The organism is Streptomyces sp. NPDC026672 (assembly GCF_040638185.1).
In the GTDB taxonomy this organism is placed as follows: Bacteria; Actinomycetota; Actinomycetes; order Streptomycetales; family Streptomycetaceae; genus Streptomyces.
The window spans coordinates 61464-85624 of sequence record NZ_JBEZXS010000010.1; the positions used below are offsets into that span (position 1 = coordinate 61464).

The window sequence follows — 24161 nt, forward strand, 5'->3', positions numbered from 1 at the left end:
GATCACCCGGCCCGGAGCAGACCGCGCACGCCCCGGTCACCGAGCCCTGAACGATCCGACGATCCGCGACCCACCCGGTTCCCCGCCCCGGAGCCGACCCGCGCGCCCCGGCCGCTCGGCGCGGGGCCGACGGTGAGCGGATCGGCCCCCGACCCGGAGTCAGCCCTCCCGGAGCGGCCCGTACGCCCGGAGCAGCCCGTACGCCCGGCCGCTCGGCGCGGGGCCGGCCGTGGGCGGGTCGGCCCCCGACCCGGAGTCAGCCCGCCCGGAACGGCCCGTACGCCCGGAGCAGCCCGTACGCCCGGCCGCTCGGCGCGGGGTCGGCCGTGGGCGGGTCGGGCGCCCGGACCGGAACCGGCCGTACGGCCCGGAGCGGTCCACGACCGCCCCGGTCACCCGGCCCGGACCGGCCAGGAGCGGACCGGCTCATCGGCGCCGGGGCCGGCCGGGTGCTGCTCGGCCGGTCGGCCCGGAGGGCTCCGCCTGGAGGATCAGGAGGGCCAGGTCGTCCTCCGGTGGGGTGGTGCCGAACTCGTGGACCAGGCGCCGGATGCGCTCGGCGATCAGCTCGGCGCTCAGCCCCGCGCACCCGGCGAGCGCCCGCGCGAGCCCGTCGCCGTCGTCGAACTGCCGGGAGCCGCAGCGCCGCTCGGTCACCCCGTCGGTGACACAGAGCAGGCTGTCCCCGGGCCGCAGCTCGATGCTCTCGCTGACGTACGTGGCGTCCTCGATCACCCCGAGCAGGGTCTGCGGCCGGGCCGCCGTACGGACCTCGCCGCCGGGCCCGAGGAGCAGCGGCAGCGGATGGCCGGCGGAGGCGAGGGTGCAGCGGACGCCGCCCTCGAAGGGGGCCAGTTCGCCGTAGAGCAGCGACAGGAACCGGGGCTGGTCGGCGTCGGCGACGGCCCGGCCGCCCGCGACGGCCAGCGCGCGGGCGGCGGCGTCGGCGGCCTCGGTGGCGTCGTCGAGGAGGAGCTGGTTGAGGCGGTCGAGGACGTCGGCGACCCCGTACCCCTCGCGGGCGAGCAGCCGCAGCCAGGGCCGGGCGAGACCGATCACGACGGCCGCCTCCGGTCCCTTGCCCTGCACGTCGCCGACCGCGAAGCACCAGCGGCCGTCGCCCGCCGGGAACAGGTCGTAGAAGTCGCCGCTGGGGCCGCCCTTGTCGCACGGCTCGTGGACGAGCGCGCTGCGCAGCCCCGGGATCTCGGCGACGGCGCCGGGCAGCAGCCCGCGCTGGAGCACCTCGCTGATGGTGGCCTGGCGGGCGTACCGGCGGGCCGCGCCGATGGCGAGCGCCACCCGGCGGCCGAGGTCCTCGACGAGCCCGGTGATCTCGTCGGGGAACCCCGGCACCCCGCACCGCCCGATGACCAGCGTGCCTACCGGCCGGCCGCCCGTGACCAGCCGGTAGGCGAGCGCCGCGCCGTCGGTGCCGTGCGGGCCGAGCGCCGCGCCGGGCCAGGGGTACGGCACCGGGCCGGAACCCGCCCAGTCCCCGCCGTGCTCCGGCGCGGGCGCTCCCCGGGCGTCGCGCGGGCGGGGTGGGTCCTTCTCCAGGGCGCGGCGCAGTTCCTCGATGCGGTTCTCGCTGCCGTGCCAGACCCGGGCGAGCCGGGGTCCGGCCGTGCCGGTGCCGTCGCTCCAGCGGGGTGACCCCCAGCGCCGGGTGGACTCGTCCTCCAGCCACACCGCGCACCAGTCGGCGAGCCGGGGCACGATCAGCTGTCCGGTGAGCGCCGCGACCAGGTTCTCGTCGAGCTGTCCGGCAAGCAGGTCGGACGCCTCGGCCAGGAAGGACAGGGCGCCCCGGTTCAGCCAGTCCCGGTCCCGTCCGTCCCGGCCCGGTTCGGGTGCGAGCAGTCCGGCGAGCCGTACGTCGTGGTCCTCGGCGCCCGGCTCGGGCTCCGCGGCGCCCGGGTACGGCGGCCGGGCGGGCAGCCGGGCCCACACGGTCTTGGCGCCGGTGCGGTAGCCGACGCCCCAGGACTCGGAGAGGTTCGCGACGAGTTGCAGGCCGCGCCCGGACTCGGGGGCCTCGCGCGGCGGTCCTGCGGGGTCGTCGCGGGGCGCGCGGGAGGGGTGGTGGTCGGTGACCTCGACGGTGAGGGTGCCGGTCGCGGGGTCGGCGGAGCAGACGATCCCGACGTCGGTGCCCGCGTGCACGACGGCGTTGGTGACGAGTTCGCTGAGCACCAGCAGGGCGTCCTCGGCGAGCCGTTCGCCGGCCAGGAGACCGCCACGGGTCCACTCGGTGAGCGCGCTGCGCAGCAGGGCGCGGGCGGCGCCGGGCGCGAGGGGGCTGCCGGGCAGGGTGGCGTGCAGCTGGGTGCGCTCCTCGGCGGCGTGCGCGGCGGCGGACGGGTCGCGGACCCGGAACACGGTCTCCCGTTGCGTGGGTATGGCCCCCATGGCCGGCTCCTGGAGCAGTTCGGACGAATACACCTCGGTCGATGCGCACAGGGTGACAGACTGACTGCGCTCATAAGCACCGAGTTACCGAAGTGGGCCGCCATGAGTGAGAACAGTGCTACGCGCCTGCTCGAAGAGGGACAGAATCCGCAACGACTCAGCGCATCCGAACTGCGCCCGCTGCTGGCCGCGCTGATCGCGGCGCGGGACGGAGACTTCACCAAGCTCCCCGAGAACGGGGAGGGGATCGTCGCCGAACTCACGGCGGCCTTCAACCAGACGATGGACCGCACCGAGCACTTCAACGCCGAAGTGCGGCGGGTGAAGCGGGAGTTGGTGCGGCACGGGCGGCTGGACGAGCGGCTGTCGGCGAGTCCCGGGCAGGGCGCGTGGACGTCCCGGGTGGACGACGTCAACCAGATCCTGGACGCCCTGGTGGCACCGGCGGCCAACGCGACCCGGGTGCTGGACGCGGTGGCGGGCGGCGATCTGACGCAGCGGGTCGATCTGCACGACGGCAGCCGTCAGTTGCGCGGTGACATGCGGCGCCTGGGCCGGGCGGTGAACACGATGGTCGACCAGCTGTCCCTGTTCACCGACGAGGTGACCCGGGTGGCCCGCGAGGTCGGCACCGAGGGGCGGCTCGGCGGGCGGGCCAAGGTGCGGGGGCTGTCGGGCAGTTGGCGGGCGGTGACGGAGGCGGTCAACACGATGGCGGCCCGGCTGACCGCCCAGGTGCGGGACATCGCCCTGGTGACGACGGCGGTGGCGCGCGGCGATCTGACCCGTACGGTCACGGTGGAGGCGACCGGTGAGCTGCTGGAGCTGAAGCTGACGGTCAACACGATGGTGGACCAGCTCTCGGCCTTCGCGGACGAGGTGACCCGGGTGGCCCGCGAGGTGGGCACGGAGGGGCAGTTGGGCGGGCGGGCCCAGGCGCGGGGCGTCTCGGGGGTGTGGAAGGACCTCACCGACAACGTCAACTTCATGGCGTCGAACCTGACTTCGCAGGTCCGCAACATCGCGCAGGTGACGACGGCCGTCGCCAACGGCGATCTGAGCCAGAAGATCACGGTCGACGCGCAGGGCGAGATCCTGGAGCTGAAGTCGACCATCAACACGATGGTGGACCAGCTGTCCGCCTTCGCCGGCGAGGTCACCCGCGTCGCCCGCGAGGTCGGCACCGAGGGCAACCTCGGCGGCCGGGCGCAGGTGCGGGGCGTCTCCGGCGTCTGGAAGGACCTCACCGACAACGTCAACTTCATGGCGGACAACCTGACGTCCCAGGTGCGCAACATCGCCCTGGTGTCCACCGCCGTCGCGCAGGGCGACCTGTCGAAGAAGATCACGGTGGAGGCGAAGGGCGAGATCCTGGAGCTGAAGTCCACGATCAACACGATGGTCGACCGGCTGTCCGCCTTCGCCGACGAGGTCACCCGCGTCGCCCGCGAGGTCGGCACCGAGGGCAACCTCGGCGGTCAGGCCCAGATGCGGGGCGTCTCCGGCGTCTGGAAGGACCTCACCGACAACGTCAACTTCATGGCCCTCAACCTGACCTCGCAGGTCCGCAACATCGCGCAGGTCACCACGGCCGTCGCCAACGGGGACCTGTCGAAGAAGATCACGGTTGACGCGCGCGGCGAGATCCTCGAACTCAAGGACACCGTCAACACGATGGTGGAGCAGCTGCGGGCCTTCGCCGACGAGGTGACCCGGGTGGCCCGCGAGGTCGGCACGGACGGCAGGCTCGGCGGCCGGGCCCAGGTGCTGGGCGTCTCGGGCGTCTGGCGGGACCTGACGGACAACGTCAACTACATGGCCGACAACCTGACCTCACAGGTCCGCAACATCGCGCAGGTGGCCACCGCCGTGGCCCAGGGCGACCTGTCGAAGAAGATCGACGTGGACGCGCGCGGCGAGATCCTGGAGCTGAAGACCACCATCAACACCATGGTGGACACCCTGTCCTCCTTCTCCTCGGAGGTCACCCGGGTGGCCCGTGAGGTCGGCTCGGAGGGCCAACTCGGCGGCCAGGCCCGGGTGGAGGGCGTGTACGGCACCTGGAAGCGCCTGACAACCAACGTGAACGAACTCGCCCTGAACCTCACCACCCAGGTCCGCGCGATCGCCGAGGTCGCCTCCGCCGTGGCCCAGGGCGACATGTCCCGCTCGATCACCGTGGAGGCGCGCGGCGAGGTCGCCGAACTCAAGGACAACATCAACCTGATGGTGGCCAACCTGCGCGAGACGACCCGCGCCAAGGACTGGCTTGAGTCCAACCTGGCCCGGCTCGCCGCGCTGATGCAGGGCCACCGGGACCTGATGGAGGTCGCCGACCTGATCCTGCGCGAGCTGACGCCGCTGGTGAACGCGCAGTACGGCGCGTTCTTCCTGGCCGACCCGGACGAGGACGGCGCCTCGCTGCGCACGACGGTCCCCGCGAAGGGGCTGGCCTTCATCGCCGGGTACGGGGCGGCGCAGGACGCGACGGTCGAGACGGGCGGGCTGCCGGTGCACGGGCTGGTCCGGCAGGCGGCCCGCGAGAAGACGCGCATCCTGGTGGAGGAGGCGCCCCCGGACTACATCACGATCAGCAGCGGGCTGGGCGAGGCGGCCCCCACGACCATCGTCATCATCCCGATCCTCTTCGAGGACAAGCTCCTCGGCGTGATCGAACTCGCCTCGTTCTCCCGCTTCTCCGACGTCCACCTGGCCTTCTTCGACCAGTTCGTGAACACGATCGGTGTCGCCATCAACACGATCATCGCCAACTCCCGTACGGAGTCGCTGCTCGGGGAGTCCCAGCGGCTGGCGATGCAGCTCCAGGAACGCTCGGACGAACTCCAGGAGCAGCAGGCCGAGTTGCAGCGCTCCAATGCCGAACTGGAGGAGAAGGCGGCCCTGCTGGCGACCAGTTCCCAGTATAAGTCGGAGTTCCTGGCCAACATGTCGCACGAGCTGCGCACCCCGCTCAACTCCCTGCTGATCCTGGCCCGGTTGCTCTCCGACAACCCGGACGGCCGGCTCTCCGAGCAGGAGGTCCAGTTCGCGACGACGATCCACCGCTCGGGCTCCGACCTGCTCCAGCTGATCAACGACATCCTGGACCTGTCGAAGATCGAGGCCGGCCGGATGGACGTACGCCCGAAGCGGCTCCCCCTGATCAAGCTCCTCGACTACGTCCACGCGACCTTCCGCCCGCTCACCCTGGACCGGGGGCTGGCCCTGGAGGTGGCCGTCGGCGCGGACGTGCCGCGCGAGATGTACTCCGACGAGCAGCGCCTCCAGCAGATCCTGCGCAACCTGCTCTCCAACGCGATCAAGTTCACCGCGACGGGCCGCGTCGAGCTGCGGGTGAGCCGGGTGGGCGACGCCGAGCACCCCGACGCCCGCGACGGCGAGGAGGTGGTCGCCTTCGCGGTCTCCGACACCGGCATCGGCATCGCCCCCGAGAAACTCCCGGTGATCTTCGAGGCGTTCCAGCAGGCCGACGGCACGACGAACCGCAAGTACGGCGGGACCGGCCTCGGCCTGTCCATCAGCCGGGAGATCGCGGGCCTGCTGGGCGGCCGTATCGTCGCCGAGAGCGAACCGGGCCGGGGCTCCACCTTCACCCTCTACGTCCCGGTGGTCGGCCCCGGCCACGCGCCGGCCCCGGAGCCCCAGGCCCCCGCGGCCCCGCTCCCCGGACAGCGGACCGCCGAGCCGTTCCCGCCCGCGCACGACCCCGACGACACCTGGCCGGCCCCCGCCAAGCTGGAGGCGTGGCGCACGGGCCGGGCGGGACGGGTGCTGCCGGGCCGGCGGGTGCTGATCGTGGACGACGACATCCGCAACGTCTTCGCGCTCACCCATGTGCTGGGCCGGGTCGGCATGCCCGTGCTGTACGCGGAGAACGGCCGGGAGGGCATCGAGACCCTGGAACGCCATCCGGACGTCGAACTGGTCCTGATGGACATCATGATGCCGGAGATGGACGGCTACGAGACCATCGCCGCCATCCGCCGCACCCCGCGCTGGGCGGGTCTGCCGATCGTCGCGCTGACCGCGAAGGCGATGCCGGGCGACCGGGAGAAGTCCATCGCGCGCGGCGCCAACGACTACGTGCCCAAGCCGGTGGACGTCGACCGGCTGCTGACGGTCGTGTGCACGCTCCTCGATCCCGAGGGCGCACGGGAGACACAAGCCGAGGAGTCGTCATGACGAGCACCGCACCGACGGCCGACACCTATGCCGGCATCCTCCTGGTGGACGACATGGAGGACAACCTGACGGCACTGGAGGCCGTCCTAGGCTCCCTCAACGAGCCGATGACGAGGGCGCGTTCGGGCGAGGAGGCGCTGAAGGCCCTGCTCCGCCGGCGCTTCGCTGTCGTCCTCCTGGACATCCGCATGCCGGGCATGGACGGCTTCGAGACGGCCGCGAACATCAAACGCCTGGACCAGACGAAGGACGTCCCGATCATCTTCCTCACGGGCGCGGAGGACGAGGGGTACGCGTTCCGCGGCTACGCGACGGGTGCCGCCGACTTCCTGACCAAGCCGTTCGACCCCTGGGTACTGCGGGCGAAGGTGAACGTGTTCCTGGAACTCCACCGCCTGCGCACCCAGGTGACCGAACTACGCCGCCTGCTGGACAAAGGGGACTGAGTCGCGCCCCAAAGGGGCGCGGGGAACTGCGCGAGCAACCACAACGAACCCGCAGCCGCCACGAAGCTCCCCGCCCCACCCCCTTGGGCGCTCCCTCAGGCCTCCCGCGCCCCGGCGTACATGTCGTCGATGAGCGACTTGTACTCCCGCTCGACCACCGGCCGCTTCAGCTTCAGACTCGGCGTGACCTCCCCGTGCTCCACGTCGAGATCCCTCGGCAGCAGCCGGAACTTCTTGATCGTCTGCCACCGCTGGAGACCCTGGTTGAGCTCGGTCACGTACCCCTCGACCAGGGCGACCGTCCGCGGCGCGGCCACCACCTCGGCGTAGGACTTCCCGCCCAGCCCGTTCTCCCGCGCCCACTCCAGGATGGACGGCTCGTCCAGGGCGATGAGCGCCGTGCAGTAGTTCCGGTCGGCGCCGTGCACCAGGATGTTGGAGACGTACGGGCACACCGCCTTGAACTGCCCCTCCACCTCGGCGGGCGCGATGTACTTGCCGCCGGACGTCTTGATGAGGTCCTTCTTGCGGTCGGTGATGCGCAGATACCCGTCGGGCGACAGCTCCCCGATGTCCCCGGTGTGGAACCAGCCGTCCGGCTCCAGCACCTCCGCGGTCTTCTCGGGCAGCTTGTGGTAGCCCTCCATGATGCCGGGACCGCGCAGCAGGATCTCGCCGTCGTCCGCGACCCGCACCTCGCAGCCGGGCAGCGGCTTGCCGACCGTGCCGGTGCGGTACGCCTCCCCGGGGTTGACGAAGGACGCGGCCGACGACTCGGTGAGGCCGTAGCCCTCCAGGATGTGCACCCCGGCGCCGGCGAAGAAGTAGCCGATCTCGGGCGCGAGCGCGGCCGAGCCGGAGACACAGGCCCGCAGCCGCCCGCCGAACGCCTCGCGCAGCTTGGCGTAGACGAGCGCGTCCGCGACCCGGTGCTTGGCGGCCAGCCCGAACGGCACGGTCGCGGCGCCGGTGCGCCGGAAGTTGTCCTGGCTCGCCCTGGCGTACGCGCGGGCCACCTCGGCCGCCCACTGGAAGATCCGGTACTTGGCCGCGCCGCCCGCCCGCGCCTTGGCGGCGACCCCGTTGTAGACCTTCTCGAAGATGCGCGGCACGGCGGCCATGTAGGTCGGTTGCACGACCGGCAGATTCTCGATGATCTTGTCGACGCGGCCGTCGACGGCCGTGACGTGGCCGACCTCGATCTGGCCCGAGGTGAGCACCTTGCCGAAGACGTGCGCCAGCGGCAGCCACAGGTACTGCACGTCCTCGCCGCTGATCAGCCCGGTCGCGGCGATCGCCTTCGCCATGTACGACCAGTTGTCCTGCGGCAGCCGTACGCCCTTGGGCCGGCCGGTGGTGCCGGAGGTGTAGATGAGGGTGGCGAGCTGGTCCTTGGTGATCGCCCCCACCCGCTCCTTGATCAGCTGGGGTTCCTTCTCCAGCCGGGCGGCGCCACGCTGCTCCAGCTCGGTGAGGGTGAGCACGTCGTCCCCGGTCTCCACACCGGCCGGGTCGATCACCACGACATGGGTCAGCTCGGGCAGCTCGGCACGCCGCTCGCGCGCCTTGGCGAGCTGGGCCGCGTCCTCCGCGATCAGCACCCGGCTCCCGGAGTCGGAGAGGATGAACGCCGACTCCTCGGCGTTGGTCTGCGGGTAGACGGTGGTCGTGGCCGCGCCCGCGCACAGGATGCCCAGGTCGGCGAGGATCCACTCGACACGGGTGGCGGAGGCGAGGGCGACCCGCTGCTCCGGCCGCACCCCCAGCTCGATCAGGCCGGCCGCGATCGCGTACACCCGCTCGGCCGCCTGGGCCCAGGTCAGCGACTTCCAGTCGTCCGGACCCCGCCCCGAAGCCGGCGGTACGGGGTAGCGGTATGCCTCGGCGTCCGGCGTGGCCGCGACGCGGTCCAGGAAGAGGGCCGCCACGGACGGCGGACGGTTCTCGATCATGGTCTGTGTGTCGCTCACGACATCCTCCGGGGCCCGCGACAGTGCGGCTGGCTCAGTGCGGCTGGTTTGCTCTCGGTGGGCTCGTTGTTTAACTCGCGAGTAACTATCCGAGCAGAGATCAGGGTAGAGCCCGGTCCGCCGGTGCGTAAGGGGCGGCGCCCTGTCACTTCCCACAGAGAGCGACCGTACGCATGCACAGGGGCCCGCCGCACTTTCGCCCGACGAGCCCCTGTTGCACCCGGTTTGCGCCCATACCCCGGCGCGACCTGCGGTTACTTCTTGCCCTTGGCCGACCCCGCGCTGTCATCGCTGGACAGGACGGCGATGAACGCCTCCTGCGGAACCTCCACGGAACCCACCATCTTCATCCGCTTCTTGCCTTCCTTCTGCTTCTCCAGCAGCTTCCGCTTGCGGGAGATGTCACCGCCGTAGCACTTGGCGAGGACGTCCTTGCGGATGGCGCGGATGGTCTCGCGGGCGATGACCCGGGAGCCGATGGCGGCCTGCACCGGCACCTCGAAGTTCTGCCGCGGGATGAGCTCCTTGAGCTTGGCGACGAGCCTTACGCCGTACGCGTAGGCCTGGTCCCGGTGGGTGATCGCCGAGAAGGCGTCCACCTTGTCGCCGTGCAGCAGGATGTCGACCTTGACAAGTGAGCTGTCCTGCTCGCCCGTGGGCTCGTAGTCCAGCGAGGCGTACCCGCGCGTCTTCGACTTCAGCTGGTCGAAGAAGTCGAAGACGATCTCCGCGAGCGGCAGTGTGTAGCGGATCTCGACCCGGTCCTCGGACAGGTAGTCCATGCCGAGCAGGGTGCCGCGCCGGGTCTGGCACAGCTCCATGATCGCGCCGATGAACTCGGTGGGCGCGAGGATCGTGGCCCGCACGACCGGCTCGTACACCTCGGCGAGCTTGCCCTCGGGGAACTCGCTCGGGTTGGTGACGGTGTGCTCCTCGCCGTCCTCCATGATCACGCGGTAGACCACGTTGGGCGCGGTGGCGATCAGGTCGAGGCCGAACTCCCGCTCCAGCCGCTCGCGGATCACGTCGAGGTGCAGCAGGCCGAGGAAGCCGACGCGGAAGCCGAAGCCGAGGGCCGCGGAGGTCTCCGGCTCGTAGACCAGGGCGGCGTCGTTGAGCTGGAGCTTGTCCAGCGCCTCGCGCAGCTCGGGGTAGTCGGAGCCGTCCAGCGGATACAGACCGGAGAAGACCATCGGCTTCGGGTCCTTGTAGCCCCCGAGCGCCTCCGTGGCCCCCTTGTGCTGGCTGGTGACGGTGTCACCGACCTTGGACTGGCGGACGTCCTTCACGCCGGTGATGAGGTACCCCACCTCACCCACGCCGAGGCCGTCGGCCGGGAGCATCTCCGGCGAGTTGGTGCCGATCTCCAGCAGCTCGTGCGTGGCGCCCGTGGACATCATCCTGATGCGCTCGCGCCTGTTGAGCTGTCCGTCGATGACCCGGACGTACGTCACGACACCGCGGTACGAGTCGTACACCGAGTCGAAGATCATCGCCCGCGCGGGGGCGTCGGCGACGCCCACCGGGGCCGGGATCCGCTCGACGGCCCGGTCCAGGAGCGCCTCGACGCCCAGACCGGTCTTCGCGGAGACCTTGAGCACGTCGTCGGGCTCGCAGCCGACCAGGTTGGCCAGCTCCTCGGCGAACTTCTCCGGCTGTGCGGCCGGCAGGTCGATCTTGTTCAGCACGGGGATGATCGTGAGGTCGTTCTCCATCGCCAGGTAGAGGTTGGCGAGGGTCTGCGCCTCGATGCCCTGGGCGGCGTCGACGAGGAGGATCGTCCCCTCGCAGGCGGCAAGCGACCGCGAGACCTCGTACGTGAAGTCGACGTGACCCGGGGTGTCGATCATGTTGAGGATGTGCGTGTTGCCCGGGTCATGGGTGGGGGCCCACGGCAGACGCACCGCCTGGGACTTGATCGTGATGCCACGCTCACGCTCGATGTCCATGCGGTCGAGGTACTGAGCACGCATCTGCCGCTGCTCGACCACACCGGTCAGCTGGAGCATCCGGTCGGCGAGCGTGGACTTTCCGTGGTCGATGTGCGCGATGATGCAGAAGTTGCGGATCAGAGCCGGGTCGGTACGGCTCGGCTCGGGCACATTGTTAGGGGTCGCGGGCACGCAGGGTCCTGTCTCTTGAGGCGCCTTATGCCTCGGGTCGGATCGATACGTAGCTTCCATGGTCCCACGGGCGGGGGGCTGGAGCGGGTTTGGGCCGTCTGCCGGGCCGCTGGTAGTGTGGGGGGCTGTGTCTCTTGCCCTCTCAGCGCGAGGCACACCTTCAAGAAATCACCCGGCGTCGGAACCGCGCGGCATCCGTGCGGCCCCGTGCCAGAACCTGAAAAGGCTCATTCGTGGCGAACATCAAGTCCCAGATCAAGCGGATCAAGACCAACGAGAAGGCCCGGCTGCGCAACAAGGCCGTCAAGTCCTCCCTCAAGACCGCGATCCGCAAGGCCCGTGAGGCCGCTGCCGCGGGTGACGTCGAGAAGGCCACCGAGTACCAGCGCGCTGCCGCGCGCCAGCTCGACAAGGCCGTCTCCAAGGGCGTCATCCACAAGAACCAGGCCGCCAACAAGAAGTCGGCGCTCGCTTCCAAGGTCGCGTCCCTCAAGGGCTGACACCTGATGTGACGCCGGGGGACCCAGGCGGGCCCTCTCTCATCCGCCTCCACCCGGCACCCCAGGATCCGCGCGCGGCCTGCGTTCGCCACGCGGGCGCGGATCCACCCGGCTCCGACGGAACCCCGGTCCCCCCTTCCCCAGGGGGAACCGGGGTTTTCCGCTTCCCTACTCTGGTACCGGGCCGGGGGAGGGACGAGCACCCGTTATCACTCACCGAGTCGGCTGGTGGGTGGGCGAGGCGGGGTCCAGGGGGCGGAACCCCCTCGGAGACGCTCCCGCAGCCGACGGGCTACACCCGCCCCCGCGACCGCGCCGCCCGGGCGACAGCCACCACGGCCTTCTCCAACGCGTACTCCGGATCGTCCCCCCCGCCCTTCACCCCCGCGTCCGCCTCCGCGACCGCCAGCAACGCCACGGCCACCCCGTCCGGCGTCCACCCCCGCATCTGCTGCCGCACCCGGTCGATCTTCCACGGCGGCATCCCCAGCTCCCGCGCGAGATCGGCGGGCCGCCCGCCCCGCGCGGACGACAGCTTCCCGATCGCCCGCACCCCCTGCGCGAGCGCACTGGTGATCAGCACCGGCGCCACCCCCGTCGCCAGCGACCACCGCAGCGCCTCCAGCGCCTCCGCCGTCCGCCCCTCGACCGCCCGGTCGGCGACCGTGAAGCTCGACGCCTCGGCCCGCCCTGTGTAGTACCGCCCGACGACCGCCTCGTCGATCGTCCCCTCCACGTCCGCGACGAGCTGGGTCACGGCCGAGGCAAGCTCCCGCAGATCGCTCCCGATCGCGTCGACCAGCGACTGGCACGCCTCCGGGGTGGCCGACCGCCCGAGCCCCCGGAACTCGGCGCGCACGAACGCCAGCCGGTCCGCCGGCTTGGTCATCTTCGGGCACGCCACCTCCCGCGCCCCGGCCTTGCGCGCCGCGTCCAGCAGCCCCTTGCCCTTGGCCCCGCCCGCGTGCAGCAGCACGAGCGTGATCTCCTCGGCGGGCGCCCCCAGATACGCCTTCACGTCCTTGACGGTGTCCGTCGAGAGGTCCTGCGCGTTGCGCACGACCACCACCTTGCGCTCCGCGAAGAGGGACGGGCTGGTCAACTCGGCGAGCGTGCCGGGCTGCACCTGGTCCGGCGTCAGGTCCCGTACGTCCGTGTCGGCGTCGGCGGCGCGGGCCGCGGCCACCACCTCCTGCACGGCACGGTCGAGCAGCAGGTCCTCCTGGCCCACGGCGAGCGTCACCGGGGCGAGCGGGTCGTTGTCAGCAGTCTTCCTGGCCATCGCGACCAGCATCCCACGCCCCACCGACAACGCGCCGGGCCGTGGCACCCGGCCCCTGACACCCCCGGCCCACGGCTCCCGACACCACCCGGTCTACGGCTCCTCGCGCCAGCCGTCCCACTCCCCCGCGAGCGCGTCCAGCTCGACCGGGTCCAGCCGCGCCGCCTCGTCCCGCAGGACGACGAGCCACTGCGCATCCTCCGCGTCGTCCTCCCCCGCCAGAGCGTCCCGCACCAGGCGCGGCTCCTCGGCCACGCCGAACCGCACGGCCAGCGCCTCGGCCACCTCCTCGGCCGCGTCGCGGTCGGGCAGCACCAGCACATGTCTCACGTCGCTCACGCGCCCATTGTCCGGCACCCGCGGCACCGGTCGGCGCGGCCCGGACCGCTCAGCCCTTGCGCACGAGCTGCACGTCGAGGTCCACCCTGATGCTCGGGCCGACCACCGCGATCCCCCGGGCCAGCATCGTCTGCCAGCTCACCGTGAAGTCGTCGCGGTGCAGCTCCGTCGAGGCCCGGAACGCCGCCCGCACCTCGCCCTCCATCCCGTTGCCGAGCCCCAGGTACTCCAGGTCCAGGGTGACCGTCCGCGTCACCCCGTGCAGCGACAGCGCACCCGCGACCGCCCACCGGTTGCCGCCCTTGTGCACACAGCGCTCGCTGTAGAACTCCAGCGTCGGGAACCGCTGGACGTCCAGGAAGTCCGCCGAGCGCAGATGGTCGTCGCGCATCGGCACGCCGGTGTCGATGGTCGAGGCGTCGATCACGGCGTGCATCGCGGACCGCTCCGCCCGGTCGTCGATCCGGATGGCCCCCGCGAAGGAGTTGAACCGCCCGTGGATACGGGCCAGCCCGATGTGCCGCGCGGTGAACGTGATCGAGGAGTGCGTCCGCTCGATCTCCCAGTCGCCCGGCGCCGGCAGCTCGGGCGGCTGCGCGACCTGGAGGGTCACGTCGCCCAGCGAGGCGAGCGTGTTCTCCCCGACCACCGCGGTCGCCCGGTACGGCGTGTACCCCTCGGCGGACACCGCGAGCCGGTACTCCCCCGCCGGCACCGTCGTCATGAACGACCCGTAGGGATCGGTGCCGCCGCTGACCACCTTGCGTCCCTGCGCGTCGCTGATCGCGAACTCCGCATGTGTCACCGGCTCGTTGACGGGGTCGAGCACCCGGCAGCTCAGCACCCCGGCCTCGGGTGGCGTCTGCACCGCGGCGAGCGGACTCGTCCGTTGCACTCGGTTCGTTCGGTTTCCCAGCCAGCGGCCGACCATCTACGCCACCCCTGTGTGCTTCGACTTCTGCGTTGCCGAAGAGATATTCGATCACCGATGCGGCTTTCGAGGCAACACGAACCCACATCGCGGGAAACCAGCACATGTGATGGGACTACGCACGAGTAGCCGCCAGACATCCGATGTTGTCCCCATTGCTCACTCCGTGCTTCCCCCGTCCTCCGTCCCCCTCCCCCGCACCGCCGGCACCCGGTCCAGCACGATCCCGAACCGCTCCCGGTACACCGCCAGCACCTCCTCGTCCGCCTCCAGCTCCCGCACCTCGCGCTTCCCGTCGGGCGCCGTCACCGTCAGCGTCCGCCCGCTCAACGTGACCCTGCCGCCCTCCTCCGTGACCCGGGAGCACACCGTCGACCTGCCGAAGTGCGAGGCGGGCGAGGTGCTGTGCCACCAGGCCCCGGCCCGGAAGTCGCCCAGCACCCGGGGCCGCGTCTCCAGCCGGTACTGCCGCCTGCCGTCCATCAGCACGTCCAGGTCCACCGGCCCCGTCGCGCCCGCGCCGCCCGCACCTGCCGCGTCCGGTCCCGACTCCGCGATCCGGAACACCCCACCGGGGTCGAACTGCTCGCCCCGCTCGTCGAACACCAGCGGATAGTGGCTGTGCGTCCCGAACCCCACGTCGGCCAGCCACGCGCCGCCGTCCACCGTCCCCACCCGCAGCGCGAGATGGTCGTACGGGATGCCGAGCCGGCCCCCCGCCCCGTACACCCGCCCCGCGAGCAGGGTGACGGCGAAGCCGAGCGCGGTGAGCAACGCCCCGAACGCGCCGTTGAGTTCGTAGCAGAACCCGCCCCTGCGCGCGTCCACCACCTTGTCCAGCAGCCGCCTCTCGTCCAGCACGATTTCCTCTCCGAGGTGGAGGGACAGGTTCTCGAAGGGCACGGCCGTCAGATGGCGCAGATGCAGCTCACGCAGCACCTCGACGGTGGGCCAGGCCGGATGGTCGGCCCCGATGCGGCGGAGGTAGGCGTCGGCCTGTGCGGGGTTCATGCCCTCAGTCTCGCGCCACGCGCAGCCCGGCGCCCGCCCCGGCGACCGCCAGCGCGCCGTCCTCGTCCGTCCGCAGCACCACCGCCCCGCCGGCCCGCAGCGCGGCCAGGGTGCTCGGCGCCGGATGCCCGTACGGGTTGTCCGCGCCGGCCGACACGAGCGCCACCCTCGGCGCCACGAGCCGTATCAACTCCGGGTCCTGGTAGGCCGAACCGTGATGGGCGACCTTCAGCACGTCCACGTCGCCGAGGCCGGCCGCCGCCGGTGACCTCGACAGCGCCTGCTGCGCCGGGGGTTCCAGGTCCCCGAGCAGCAGGAGCCGCAGCCCGCCCGAGCGGACCAGCAGGGTGAGGCTCGCGTCGTTGGGTCCGTCGGGCGGCGGCGCCGGGCCCCCGGGCGGCCACAGCACCTGCCAGGAGAGCCCTCCCCCGGCACGGCGACGCTCCCCGGCGACGGCGCGGACGACCGGGACGTGCCGCCGGGCCGCCTCCCGCCGGACGAACCCGACCTGCTCCGCCGGCTCCTCGAAGCCGGTCACCTCGATCCCGCCCACCGCCCGGCCGCGCAGCACACCGGGCAGCCCCGCGACGTGGTCGGCGTGGAAGTGGGTCAGGACGACCAGCGGGACCCTGGTGACGCCGAGGTCGCGCAGACAGCGGTCCACCAGCGCCGGATCGGGCCCGGCGTCCACGACGATCCCGCTGCCCGCGCCCGCCGCGAGCACCGTGGCATCGCCCTGCCCCACGTCGCACATCGCGTACCGCCAGCCGGGCGGCGGCCAGCCCGTGACGACCCGGGTCAGCGGTACGGGCCGCAGCACCACCAGCAGGAGCAGCAACGCGCACACCCCGCACCACATCGGGTACCGCAGGAGCCGCCGCCCGGCGAGCACGACGGCCGCGGTCACCCCGGCGAGCAGGAACGCCCCCGCCCAGCCGCCGGGCCAGTCCACTCCTCCGCCGGGCAGCGCGGCCCCCGTCCGCGCGACACCCGCGATCCAGCGGACCGGCCAACTCGCGCACCACGCCAGCGCCTTGGCCACCGGCATCATCACCGGTGCGACGGCCAGCGCCGCGAAGCCCAGCACGGTGGCCGGGGCGACCGCGGCCTCGACCAGCAGATTGCAGGGCACGGCCACCAGGCTGACCCGCGCCGACAGCACCGAGACGACCGGCGCGCACACCGCCTGGGCCGCGGCGGCCGCCGCCAGCGCCTCGGCGAGCCGTCCGGGCACCCCGCGCCGGCGCAGCGCGGCGCTCCATCTCGGCGCGAGCACCAGCAGCGCCCCGGTGGCCAGCACCGAGAGCAGGAAGCCGTAACTCCGCGACAGCCACGGGTCGTACAGCACCAGCAGCAGGACGGCCGTCGCCAGTGCCGGGATCAGGGATCTGCGGCGGCCGGTGGCCAGGGCGAGCAGGGCGACGGCTCCGCAGGCCGCGGCCCGCAGCACGCTCGGATCGGGGCGGCACACGACGACGAAGCCGAGGGTGAGCGCCCCGGCGAGCAGTGCCGTGGTCCGCAGGGAGACGCCGAGGTACGGGGCGAGGCCGCGGCGTTCGGCGTGACGCGCCAGGCCGGGCGGTCCGACGAGCAGGGCGAGCAGCACGGTGAGGTTGCTGCCGGAGACGGCGAGGAGGTGCGCGAGGTCCGTCTCCTTGAACGCCTCGTCCAGATCGGGTGTGATCCGTGAGGTGTCCCCGACGACCAGGCCCGGCAGCAGGGCCCGCGCGTCGCCGTGCAGCCCGTCCGTCGCCGCACGCAGCCCGGCCCGCAGCCGTCCGGCGACCCGCTGCGCACCGCTCGGCCCGTCCACCACCTCCGGCACGGGCCACTCGGCGACCCGCAGCACCGCGGCGGTGCGATCACCACCGGCACCAGCAGGCGCGAGCCGCGCACTCACCCGCACCCGAGTGGAGGGCAACAGCCCGAGCCAGCCCACGACACCGTCCCGACCGGCCGGAGCCACCCGAGGAGCCGAGGGGAGAGTTGGGACGAGGACCGAGGCGGAAGTCGCTCCCGGGGCCGGGGTGGGGACCGCCCTGAGAGCCGAGGCCGGGGTCGGGCCGGAGACCGAGGCGGAAGCCGCCCCGGGAGCCGAGGCCGGGGTCGGGACAGGGGGCGGGACGTCCTCGTCGACGATCATCAGTACCGGTGTCCGGACATCCACGGCCGAGCCGTCGGGCCTTCGGATCCGGCGCACCTCGCCCCGGACCAGCACGGCGGTCGGCGCGGCGTGATCACCGCGGACGCGGGGTCTGCTGAGCCAGGGGTCGGACCCGATCTCCACCTCCGCCGTGACGTTCGCGTAATCCCGGGCCAGCCCCGGCACCGGTCCCCGTGCGGTGTCCGCCCCGTGCAGTCCGGCGGACACCGCGGCCGCGCCGGTGCACAGCAGCACGGCGGCGACGGACACCCGGCGCCAACCGGACCGCGCCGAGGGCACCGGTCCCCGGCGCCGGACCAGCAGCAGTAGCACCGCCGAGCCCAGACACCCCACCGCGACGAGGGCGGCCCACGCGGCCGGGGCGTCCACCACCACCGCGGCGGTCCCCCATGCCGCCAGCGCGGGCAGCACCAACCGCAGATCGACCGGCCCCTCCTGCCGAGGATGAGCGTCCCCGAGCCGACTCCCGGCGGCAGCGTGCACGGGGTGCCGGGGCTCACGAGCAGGCACCGCCGGCCGAGGCGGGGGCAGGGGGTCGGTGGGGGTCATGGCCGTACCAGGTCGCGCAGGTCGGCGAAGCGGCGGTCGCCGATGCCCTTGACCTGGCGGAGTTCGTCGACCGAGCGGTAACCGCCGTGCTGGGCGCGGTAGTCCACGATGTGCTGGGCCAGGACCGGGCCGACGCCGGGCAGGGTGTCGAGCTGGTCGACCGTGGCCGTGTTCAGGGAGATCGGCACCACCGGACCGGCCCCGGCCACCGCCGCCCCGGAACCGGCCGGACCGCCACCGCCCGCCCCCGCGCCGCCCGGTGGTGCCGGAGCGCCCACGACGATCTGTTCGCCGTCCACCAGGAACCGCGCCCGGTTGAGCCCGTCCGTGCTGACGCCCCGCCGCACCCCGCCCGCCGCCCGCAGCGCGTCCACCACCCGCGACCCCGCCGGCAGCCGCTGGATGCCCGGCCTGTGGACCTTCCCACCGACGTCCACCACGATCTCGGTCGCCGCGCCCGCCGCGCCCGCCGTGCCCATCGCTGCCGACGCGGCCCCGGCCGGGCCGGTCGACGGCGCCTCGCCCGGCTCCCTCCCCTCCTTCTCGCCCACCCGTTGCTCGGCCCGCACCACCTGTGGTGCCCGCACCGTCTGCGGGCGCCCCGCCCAGAAGTGCTGCACGGCGAACACCGCGACCAGGGCGAGCAGCGCCGCGAGCGCGATCACGCCCCGCCGCTCCATCCCACACCTGGCCTGGACCCACACCGGCATCCGCTCCCGCAGGGCGGTCCCCACCCGCTCCCGCAGACCGGGCGGACGGTCGTCACCGGGCAAGTCCCGCCCGCCCGGCGGCACATGACCGACGTCGGGCGACGCGTGGCCGACGCCGAGCGGCGCATCCCCCGCAACCGCCACCGCCCCTGCTCCCACTCCCCCGCTCCCGCTCCCGCCCGGAGGGCCGTGCCCCGACTCCTGTCGTTCCGGGCCGGGTTCGCCGAAGAGGAGTTCCGCGCGGCGGCGCAGGTCGTCCACCGGCGCGTGCCCGTGCCGAGAGGTCCGACGGATGGGCTGACGGCGGTGCCGGGTACGGCTGTCGGAGGCCGGGGCCCGGCCCGGTCCACTGGTCGCGGTCGTTGTGCGTGAGCGTGATCGAAGTGCCATGCGACGAGGATCCGACATCCCGCCGCATCACGATGATCTTGCTCAATTCCCGGGGACTACCGCCCGGTTGTGGAAAACCCTGTCACCCGTTCGAGCCCCCTGGAGCGCCCCGCGCCCCGCCCCACACCCCGCCCCGCTTCACACCGGCTCCGCTCCACACCGGCTCCGCCACCGGATCCCACCGGCTCCCCGGCCCCCACCGGCTCCCCACCTCACCCCGTCACCGAAGCGACACCACGGCCCCCAGCAGCCCCGGCCCGGTGTGCGCCCCGATCACCGCCCCGACCTCGCTCACATGCAGGTCGGCCAGCCCCGGCAGCCGCGTCCGCAGCCGGTCGGCCAGGGCCGAGGCACGTTCGGGCGCGGCGAGATGGTGGACCGCGATGTCGACCTTCGCGGTGCCCGCCCGCTCGGCGACGATCTCCTCCAGCCGGGCGACCGCCTTAGACGCCGTGCGCACCTTCTCCAGCGGTTCGATGCGCCCGCCCTCCAGCTGGAGCAGGGGCTTCACGGCGAGCGCGGAGCCGAGCAGCGCCTGCGCGGCGCCGATGCGCCCGCCGCGGCGCAGATAGTCGAGGGTGTCGACGACGAAGTAGGCGCAGGTGGCCGCGGCCCGTTTCTCCGCCGCCGCGACGGCCTCGTCCACCGTGCCGCCCGCGTCCGCGACCTCGGCCGCGGTGAGGGCGCAGAAGCCCAGGGCCATGGCAATCATCCCGGTGTCCACGACCCGTACCGGCACCGGTGCCTCGCGCGCCGCGACGACCGCGGCGTCGTACGTGCCCGACAGTTCGGCGGAGAGGTGGAGCGAGACGATGGCGGTGGCGCCGGACCCGGCGACCCTGCGATAGGTTTCGGCGAACTGGGCCGGGCTGGGCCGGGACGTGGTGACGGGGCGCCGTTTCTGCAGGGCCTGGGCGAGGGAACGGGTGGAGATCTCGGTGCCCTCTTCGAGCGCGCGGTCGCCGAGGACGACGGTCAGGGGAACCGCCGTGATGCCGTGACGCTCCATCGTCCGGGGCGGCAGGTAGGCCGTTGAATCGGTGACGATCGCGACATGGCGGGACATGAGCTGGAGGTTACCTGGCGTAGTGCCCATGCGGCAGCTCGGCCCCTTTCACCTGCCCGGCAACGGCCGGATCAAGTTGTGCTCTCCGGGCGGGGCTTCTTCTGCCAGGGGTACACGGGGCTGCGGCCGGGCGGTGTGATGGCGGGCTTGGCCTGTTCCTGACCGGTGCCGGGCTCCGCGGTGCCGGGCCAGGTCTGCCGGGTGTGCGGGCCGTCGGGCTCCGGGGCGTCGGGCCACGGGGGCGGTGTCGGGTCGGACTCCGTGCGCTGCCAGTGCCGCAGGGCGCCCGTCTCGACGTCGATCTGGGTGCTCAGCGAGTCCAGGTCGTCGTCGGCGAAGCGGTGGGCGCGGTCGCGGGCGGCCCAGCGCAGGGAGTCCGCGGAGCGTGTGATGCGCTCGGTGCGGCGGCGCAGCTCGGGCAGGCGGGCGGCCAGGGTGGCGCGGTCCGGTTCCGACTCCAGGCGCTTGAGTTCGCCGTCGAGTTCCTGGCCGTGGGCGCTGAGCCGCTGGAACAGGCCCAGGGACTCGCGCAGCGACTCGTCCTCGGTGACACCCGCCCGCAGCGCGTCCTGGGTGGCCCGCATCGAGGTGCGCAGGCTCAGTCTGAGCTGGGCGATCTCACCCACCGGGCCGGGCTGTGCGAAGGACTTGGCACGCAGGGTGTGGTCCTCGACCGTGCGGCGGGCCTGGTCGATCGTGCGGTCGACACCTCGCTTGGCCGCGCCGATCGCCCTGAACGTGGCGTACGCCCCGAGGGCCACGAACAGGAGGAAGAGCAGGGCGACGACTGCGATCACTGCTTCCACGACGCTCCTCCTCGGACCGGCGGCGCGCTGTGCCCCGCCTCTCCACGGTAAACGCAACGGGCAGGTCCGGAGTTCCGGAAGAACCCCGAACCTGCCCGTAGGGGACCACCCCTACCGCGCCGGTCGCGCCGGCCGCGCCGACTATGCGGTCACGATGTTGACCAGCTTGGGCGCGCGGACGATCACCTTGCGGATCTCGGCGCCGTCCAGCGCCGCGACGACCTTCTCGTCGGCCAGGGCGGCCTTCTCCAGCTCCTCCTCGGAGACGGCAGGCGAGACCTCCAGACGGGCCCTGACCTTGCCCTTGATCTGCACGACGCAGGTCACGGTCTCGTCCACGACGTACGCCGGGTCGGCGACCGGGAAGTCCCGGTGGACGACCGAGTCGGTGTGGCCCAGGCGGCGCCACAGCTCCTCGGCGATGTGCGGGGCCAGCGGCGCGACCATGAGCACCAGCGGCTCGGCGACCGCGCGCGGGATCGCCCCGCCCGCCTTGGTCAGGTGGTTGTTCAGCTCGGTGACCTTGGCGATGGCGGTGTTGAAGCGCAGACCCTCCAGGTCCTGGCGCACGCCGTCGACGGCCTTGTGCAGGGCGCGCAGCGTCTCGTCGTCGGGCTCGGCACCGGTGACGGTGACCTCGCCGGTCGTCTCGTCGACGACGTTGCGCCACAGCCGCTGGAGCAGCCGGAACTGGCCGACCACCGCGCGCGTGTCCCAGGGGCGGGAGACGTCCAGCGGGCCCATCGCCATCTCGTACAGGCGCAGGGTGTCCGCGCCGTACTCGGCGCAGATCTCGTCCGGAGTGACCGCGTTCTTCAGGGACTTGCCCATCTTGCCCAGCAGACGGCTGACCTGCTCGCCCTGGTGGTAATAGGCGCCGTCGCGCTCCTCCACCTCGGCGGCCGGCACCGCGATGCCCCGGCTGTCACGGTAGACGTAGGCCTGGATCATGCCCTGGTTGAACAGCTTGTGGAACGGCTCGGCGGACGAGACGTGCCCCAGGTCGTAGAGGACCTTGGACCAGAAGCGGGCGTACAGCAGGTGCAGCACGGCGTGCTCGGCGCCGCCGACGTACAGGTCGACACCGCCGTGCGGCTGTCCCGCGCGCGGGCCCATCCAGTACCGTTCGATCTCGGGGTCGACCAGCTCCCGGTCGTTGTGCGGGTCCAGGTAGCGCAGCTCGTACCAGCAGGAGCCGGCCCAGTTGGGCATGGTGTTGGTCTCGCGGCGGTACTTCTTCGGCCCGTCGCCCAGGTCCAGGGTGACGTGGACCCATTCCTCGTTGCGCGACAGCGGCGTCTCGGGCTGGGTGTCGGCGTCGTCCGGGTCGAAGGTGCGCGGCGAGTAGTCCTCGACCTCGGGCAGCTCCAGCGGCAGCATCGACTCGGGCAGCGCGTGGGCGGTGCCGTCCTCGTCGTAGACGATCGGGAAGGGCTCGCCCCAGTAGCGCTGGCGGCTGAACAGCCAGTCGCGCAGGCGGAAGTTGACGGTGCCCTCGCCGATGCCGCGACGGGCCAGCCACTCGGTGACGCGGGCCTTGGCCTCGGCGACGCGCAGGCCGTCCAGCTTCACGTCGTCGCTCGCGGAGTTGACGATCACCGCGTCGTACGACACGAACGCGTCGTCCCACGCGGAGGTGTCGGTCCCGCGGTCGTCGTTGGGCTCGACCACGCAGCGGATCGGCAGGTCGAAGGCGCGGGCGAACGCGAAGTCGCGCGTGTCGTGGGCCGGGACGGCCATGATCGCGCCGGTGCCGTAGCCCATCAGGACGTAGTCGGCGATGAAGACCGGGACCCGCTCGCCGTCGACCGGGTTGGTCGCGAACGCGCCCGTGAAGACGCCGGTCTTGTCCTTGGCCTCGGCCTGGCGCTCCACGTCCGACTTGGCGGCGGCCTGGGCGCGGTAGGCGGCGACGGCCTCGGTGGGCGTGGCGTGACCGCCGGTCCACGCCTCGCGGGTGCCCTCGGGCCACGCCTCGGGGGTGAACCGGTCGACCAGCGGGTGCTCGGGGGCCAGCACCATGTAGGTCGCGCCGAACAGGGTGTCCGGGCGCGTGGTGAAGACCGTGATGTGCTCGCCGTCGATCGGGAAGTCGACGCGGGCGCCCTCGGAGCGGCCGATCCAGTTGCGCTGCTGGAGCTTGATGGCCTCGGGCCAGTCCAGCTCCTCCAGGTCGTCCAGCAGCCGGTCGGCGTAGGCGGTGATGCGCATGTTCCACTGGCGCAGCTTGGCCTTGAAGACGGGGAAGTTGCCGCGCTCGGAGCGGCCGTCGGCGGTGACCTCCTCGTTGGCCAGCACGGTGCCCAGTCCCGGGCACCAGTTGACGGGCGCGTCGGAGGCGTAGGCCAGGCGGAACTCGCCCAGGACGTCGGCGCGTTCGACGGCGGTCAGCTCGTTCCACGCGCGGGTGTGACCGGGTACGGTGCGGTCACCCGACGCGAACTGGGCGATCAGCTCGGAGATCGGGCGGGCCTTGCCGGCCTCGTCGTCGTACCAGGAGTTGAAGATCTGGAGGAAGATCCACTGGGTCCACTTGTAGTACTCCGGGTCGATCGTGGCGAACGACCGGCGCTTGTCGTGGCCCAGGCCCAGCCGGCGCAGCTGGGCCTTCATGTTCTCCATGTTGGCCTCGGTCGACGCGCGCGGGTGCGTGCCCGTCTGCACGGCGTACTGCTCGGCGGGCAGGCCGAAGGCGTCGAAGCCCAGGGTGTGCAGGACGTTGTGACCGGTCATCCGCTGGAAGCGGGCGAAGACGTCGGTCGCGATGTAGCCCAGGGGATGGCCGACGTGCAGGCCCGCACCTGAGGGGTATGGGAACATGTCCATGATGAACTTCTTGGGCCGCGCGGCGGTCTCCGGGTCGCCGCCCAGGTCACCCTTGGGGTTGGGGGCCGCGTAGGTGCCGTCCGCGTCCCAGAAGTCCTGCCAGCGTGCCTCGATCTCGGCCGCCACGGCGGCCGTGTAGCGGTGCGGCGCGGCCTCGGCCGACGCGGCGGCGGTGGCAGCGGGGTTCGTCTCGCTCATGATCCTCAAAGCTCCATAGATCGTCTCTGCCTGCGGCTGCGACTTTCAGGAAACGAAAAATCCCCTCGCACAGGAGGGGATGCCGCGCCGATGCCGACCACGATCTCCGGTGGTCGGAACTGATCAGCGCGGCCCGCTAAGCAGAAGGCGTACGGCACGCATGGCGTCAGGGTACCTCAGCCCTTGAGCAAGGGGCGACGCTGCTCCGTATGCCTGGTTGACAGCACAAGCACTG

At 72.4% G+C, this 24161-nt stretch carries 14 protein-coding genes and 1 pseudogene; 3 read left to right on the forward strand and 12 right to left on the reverse strand.

From position 1 onward, the window contains the following. Nucleotides 1-426 precede the first annotated feature (426 nt). Nucleotides 427-2412: an ATP-binding SpoIIE family protein phosphatase gene (locus AB0F77_RS14010; RefSeq protein WP_361946684.1), complete on the reverse strand. Its 1986-nt coding sequence runs from the start codon at nt 2410-2412 to the stop codon at nt 427-429. A gap of 102 nt (nt 2413-2514) precedes the next feature. Here AB0F77_RS14010 and AB0F77_RS14015 point away from each other — a divergent pair, with 102 nt between their 5' ends. Together AB0F77_RS14015 and AB0F77_RS14020 are read left to right on the forward strand one after the other, a co-directional pair. Further along, nucleotides 2515-6615, forward strand: a complete 4101-nt coding sequence (locus AB0F77_RS14015) for a HAMP domain-containing protein (RefSeq protein WP_361946687.1) — start codon at nt 2515-2517, stop codon at nt 6613-6615. After that, nucleotides 6612-7010: pseudogene (locus tag AB0F77_RS14020) on the forward strand (response regulator); the annotation flags it as partial. The gene AB0F77_RS14015 and the pseudogene AB0F77_RS14020, both read left to right, overlap by 4 nt. A gap of 146 nt (nt 7011-7156) precedes the next feature. Here AB0F77_RS14020 and AB0F77_RS14025 read toward each other — a convergent pair. Both AB0F77_RS14025 and lepA read right to left on the reverse strand, forming a co-directional pair. After that, the gene (locus tag AB0F77_RS14025) at nt 7157-9031 is read right to left on the reverse strand and encodes an AMP-dependent synthetase/ligase (protein ID WP_361946690.1); all 1875 of its coding nucleotides are present in this window, start codon (nt 9029-9031) and stop codon (nt 7157-7159) included. Between the two features lie 254 nt (nt 9032-9285). Further along, nucleotides 9286-11154, reverse strand: a complete 1869-nt coding sequence (lepA, locus tag AB0F77_RS14030; RefSeq protein ID WP_361946693.1) for a translation elongation factor 4 — start codon at nt 11152-11154, stop codon at nt 9286-9288. Nucleotides 11155-11387: 233 nt separating this feature from the next. On the opposite strand from lepA, the gene rpsT reads away from it, so the two are divergent. Further along, entirely contained in the window at nt 11388-11654 is a 267-nt protein-coding gene (gene rpsT / locus AB0F77_RS14035; RefSeq protein WP_015660447.1) for a 30S ribosomal protein S20, read from the forward strand. Nucleotides 11655-11946: 292 nt separating this feature from the next. On the opposite strand, the gene holA is transcribed toward rpsT, so the two are convergent. From holA to leuS, 9 genes are all read right to left on the reverse strand, one after another. After that, on the reverse strand, nt 11947-12936 hold the full coding sequence (gene holA / locus AB0F77_RS14040; protein ID WP_361946696.1) for a DNA polymerase III subunit delta: 990 nt from the start codon (nt 12934-12936) through the stop codon (nt 11947-11949). Nucleotides 12937-13029: 93 nt separating this feature from the next. Continuing rightward, nucleotides 13030-13275: a hypothetical protein gene (locus AB0F77_RS14045; RefSeq protein WP_361946699.1), complete on the reverse strand. Its 246-nt coding sequence runs from the start codon at nt 13273-13275 to the stop codon at nt 13030-13032. Between the two features lie 49 nt (nt 13276-13324). Next, on the reverse strand, nt 13325-14206 hold the full coding sequence (locus tag AB0F77_RS14050; RefSeq protein WP_361946702.1) for a YceI family protein: 882 nt from the start codon (nt 14204-14206) through the stop codon (nt 13325-13327). Between the two features lie 159 nt (nt 14207-14365). After that, a complete protein-coding gene (locus AB0F77_RS14055) occupies nt 14366-15217 on the reverse strand; it encodes an arylamine N-acetyltransferase (protein WP_361946705.1) in 852 nt (283 codons plus the stop codon). A 4-nt stretch (nt 15218-15221) separates the two neighbouring features. Next, on the reverse strand, nt 15222-17864 hold the full coding sequence (locus tag AB0F77_RS14060; RefSeq protein ID WP_361947097.1) for a ComEC/Rec2 family competence protein: 2643 nt from the start codon (nt 17862-17864) through the stop codon (nt 15222-15224). 62 nt (nt 17865-17926) lie between these two features. Next, nucleotides 17927-19030, reverse strand: coding sequence for a ComEA family DNA-binding protein (locus AB0F77_RS14065; RefSeq protein WP_361946708.1), 1104 nt, complete (start codon nt 19028-19030; stop codon nt 17927-17929). A gap of 220 nt (nt 19031-19250) precedes the next feature. Continuing rightward, a complete protein-coding gene (locus AB0F77_RS14070) occupies nt 19251-20096 on the reverse strand; it encodes a DegV family protein (RefSeq protein ID WP_361946711.1) in 846 nt (281 codons plus the stop codon). A gap of 71 nt (nt 20097-20167) precedes the next feature. Beyond that, entirely contained in the window at nt 20168-20902 is a 735-nt protein-coding gene (locus tag AB0F77_RS14075) for a hypothetical protein (protein WP_361946714.1), read from the reverse strand. Between the two features lie 141 nt (nt 20903-21043). Further along, a complete protein-coding gene (gene leuS, locus AB0F77_RS14080; RefSeq protein WP_361946717.1) occupies nt 21044-23926 on the reverse strand; it encodes a leucine--tRNA ligase in 2883 nt (960 codons plus the stop codon). Nucleotides 23927-24161 lie beyond the last annotated feature (235 nt).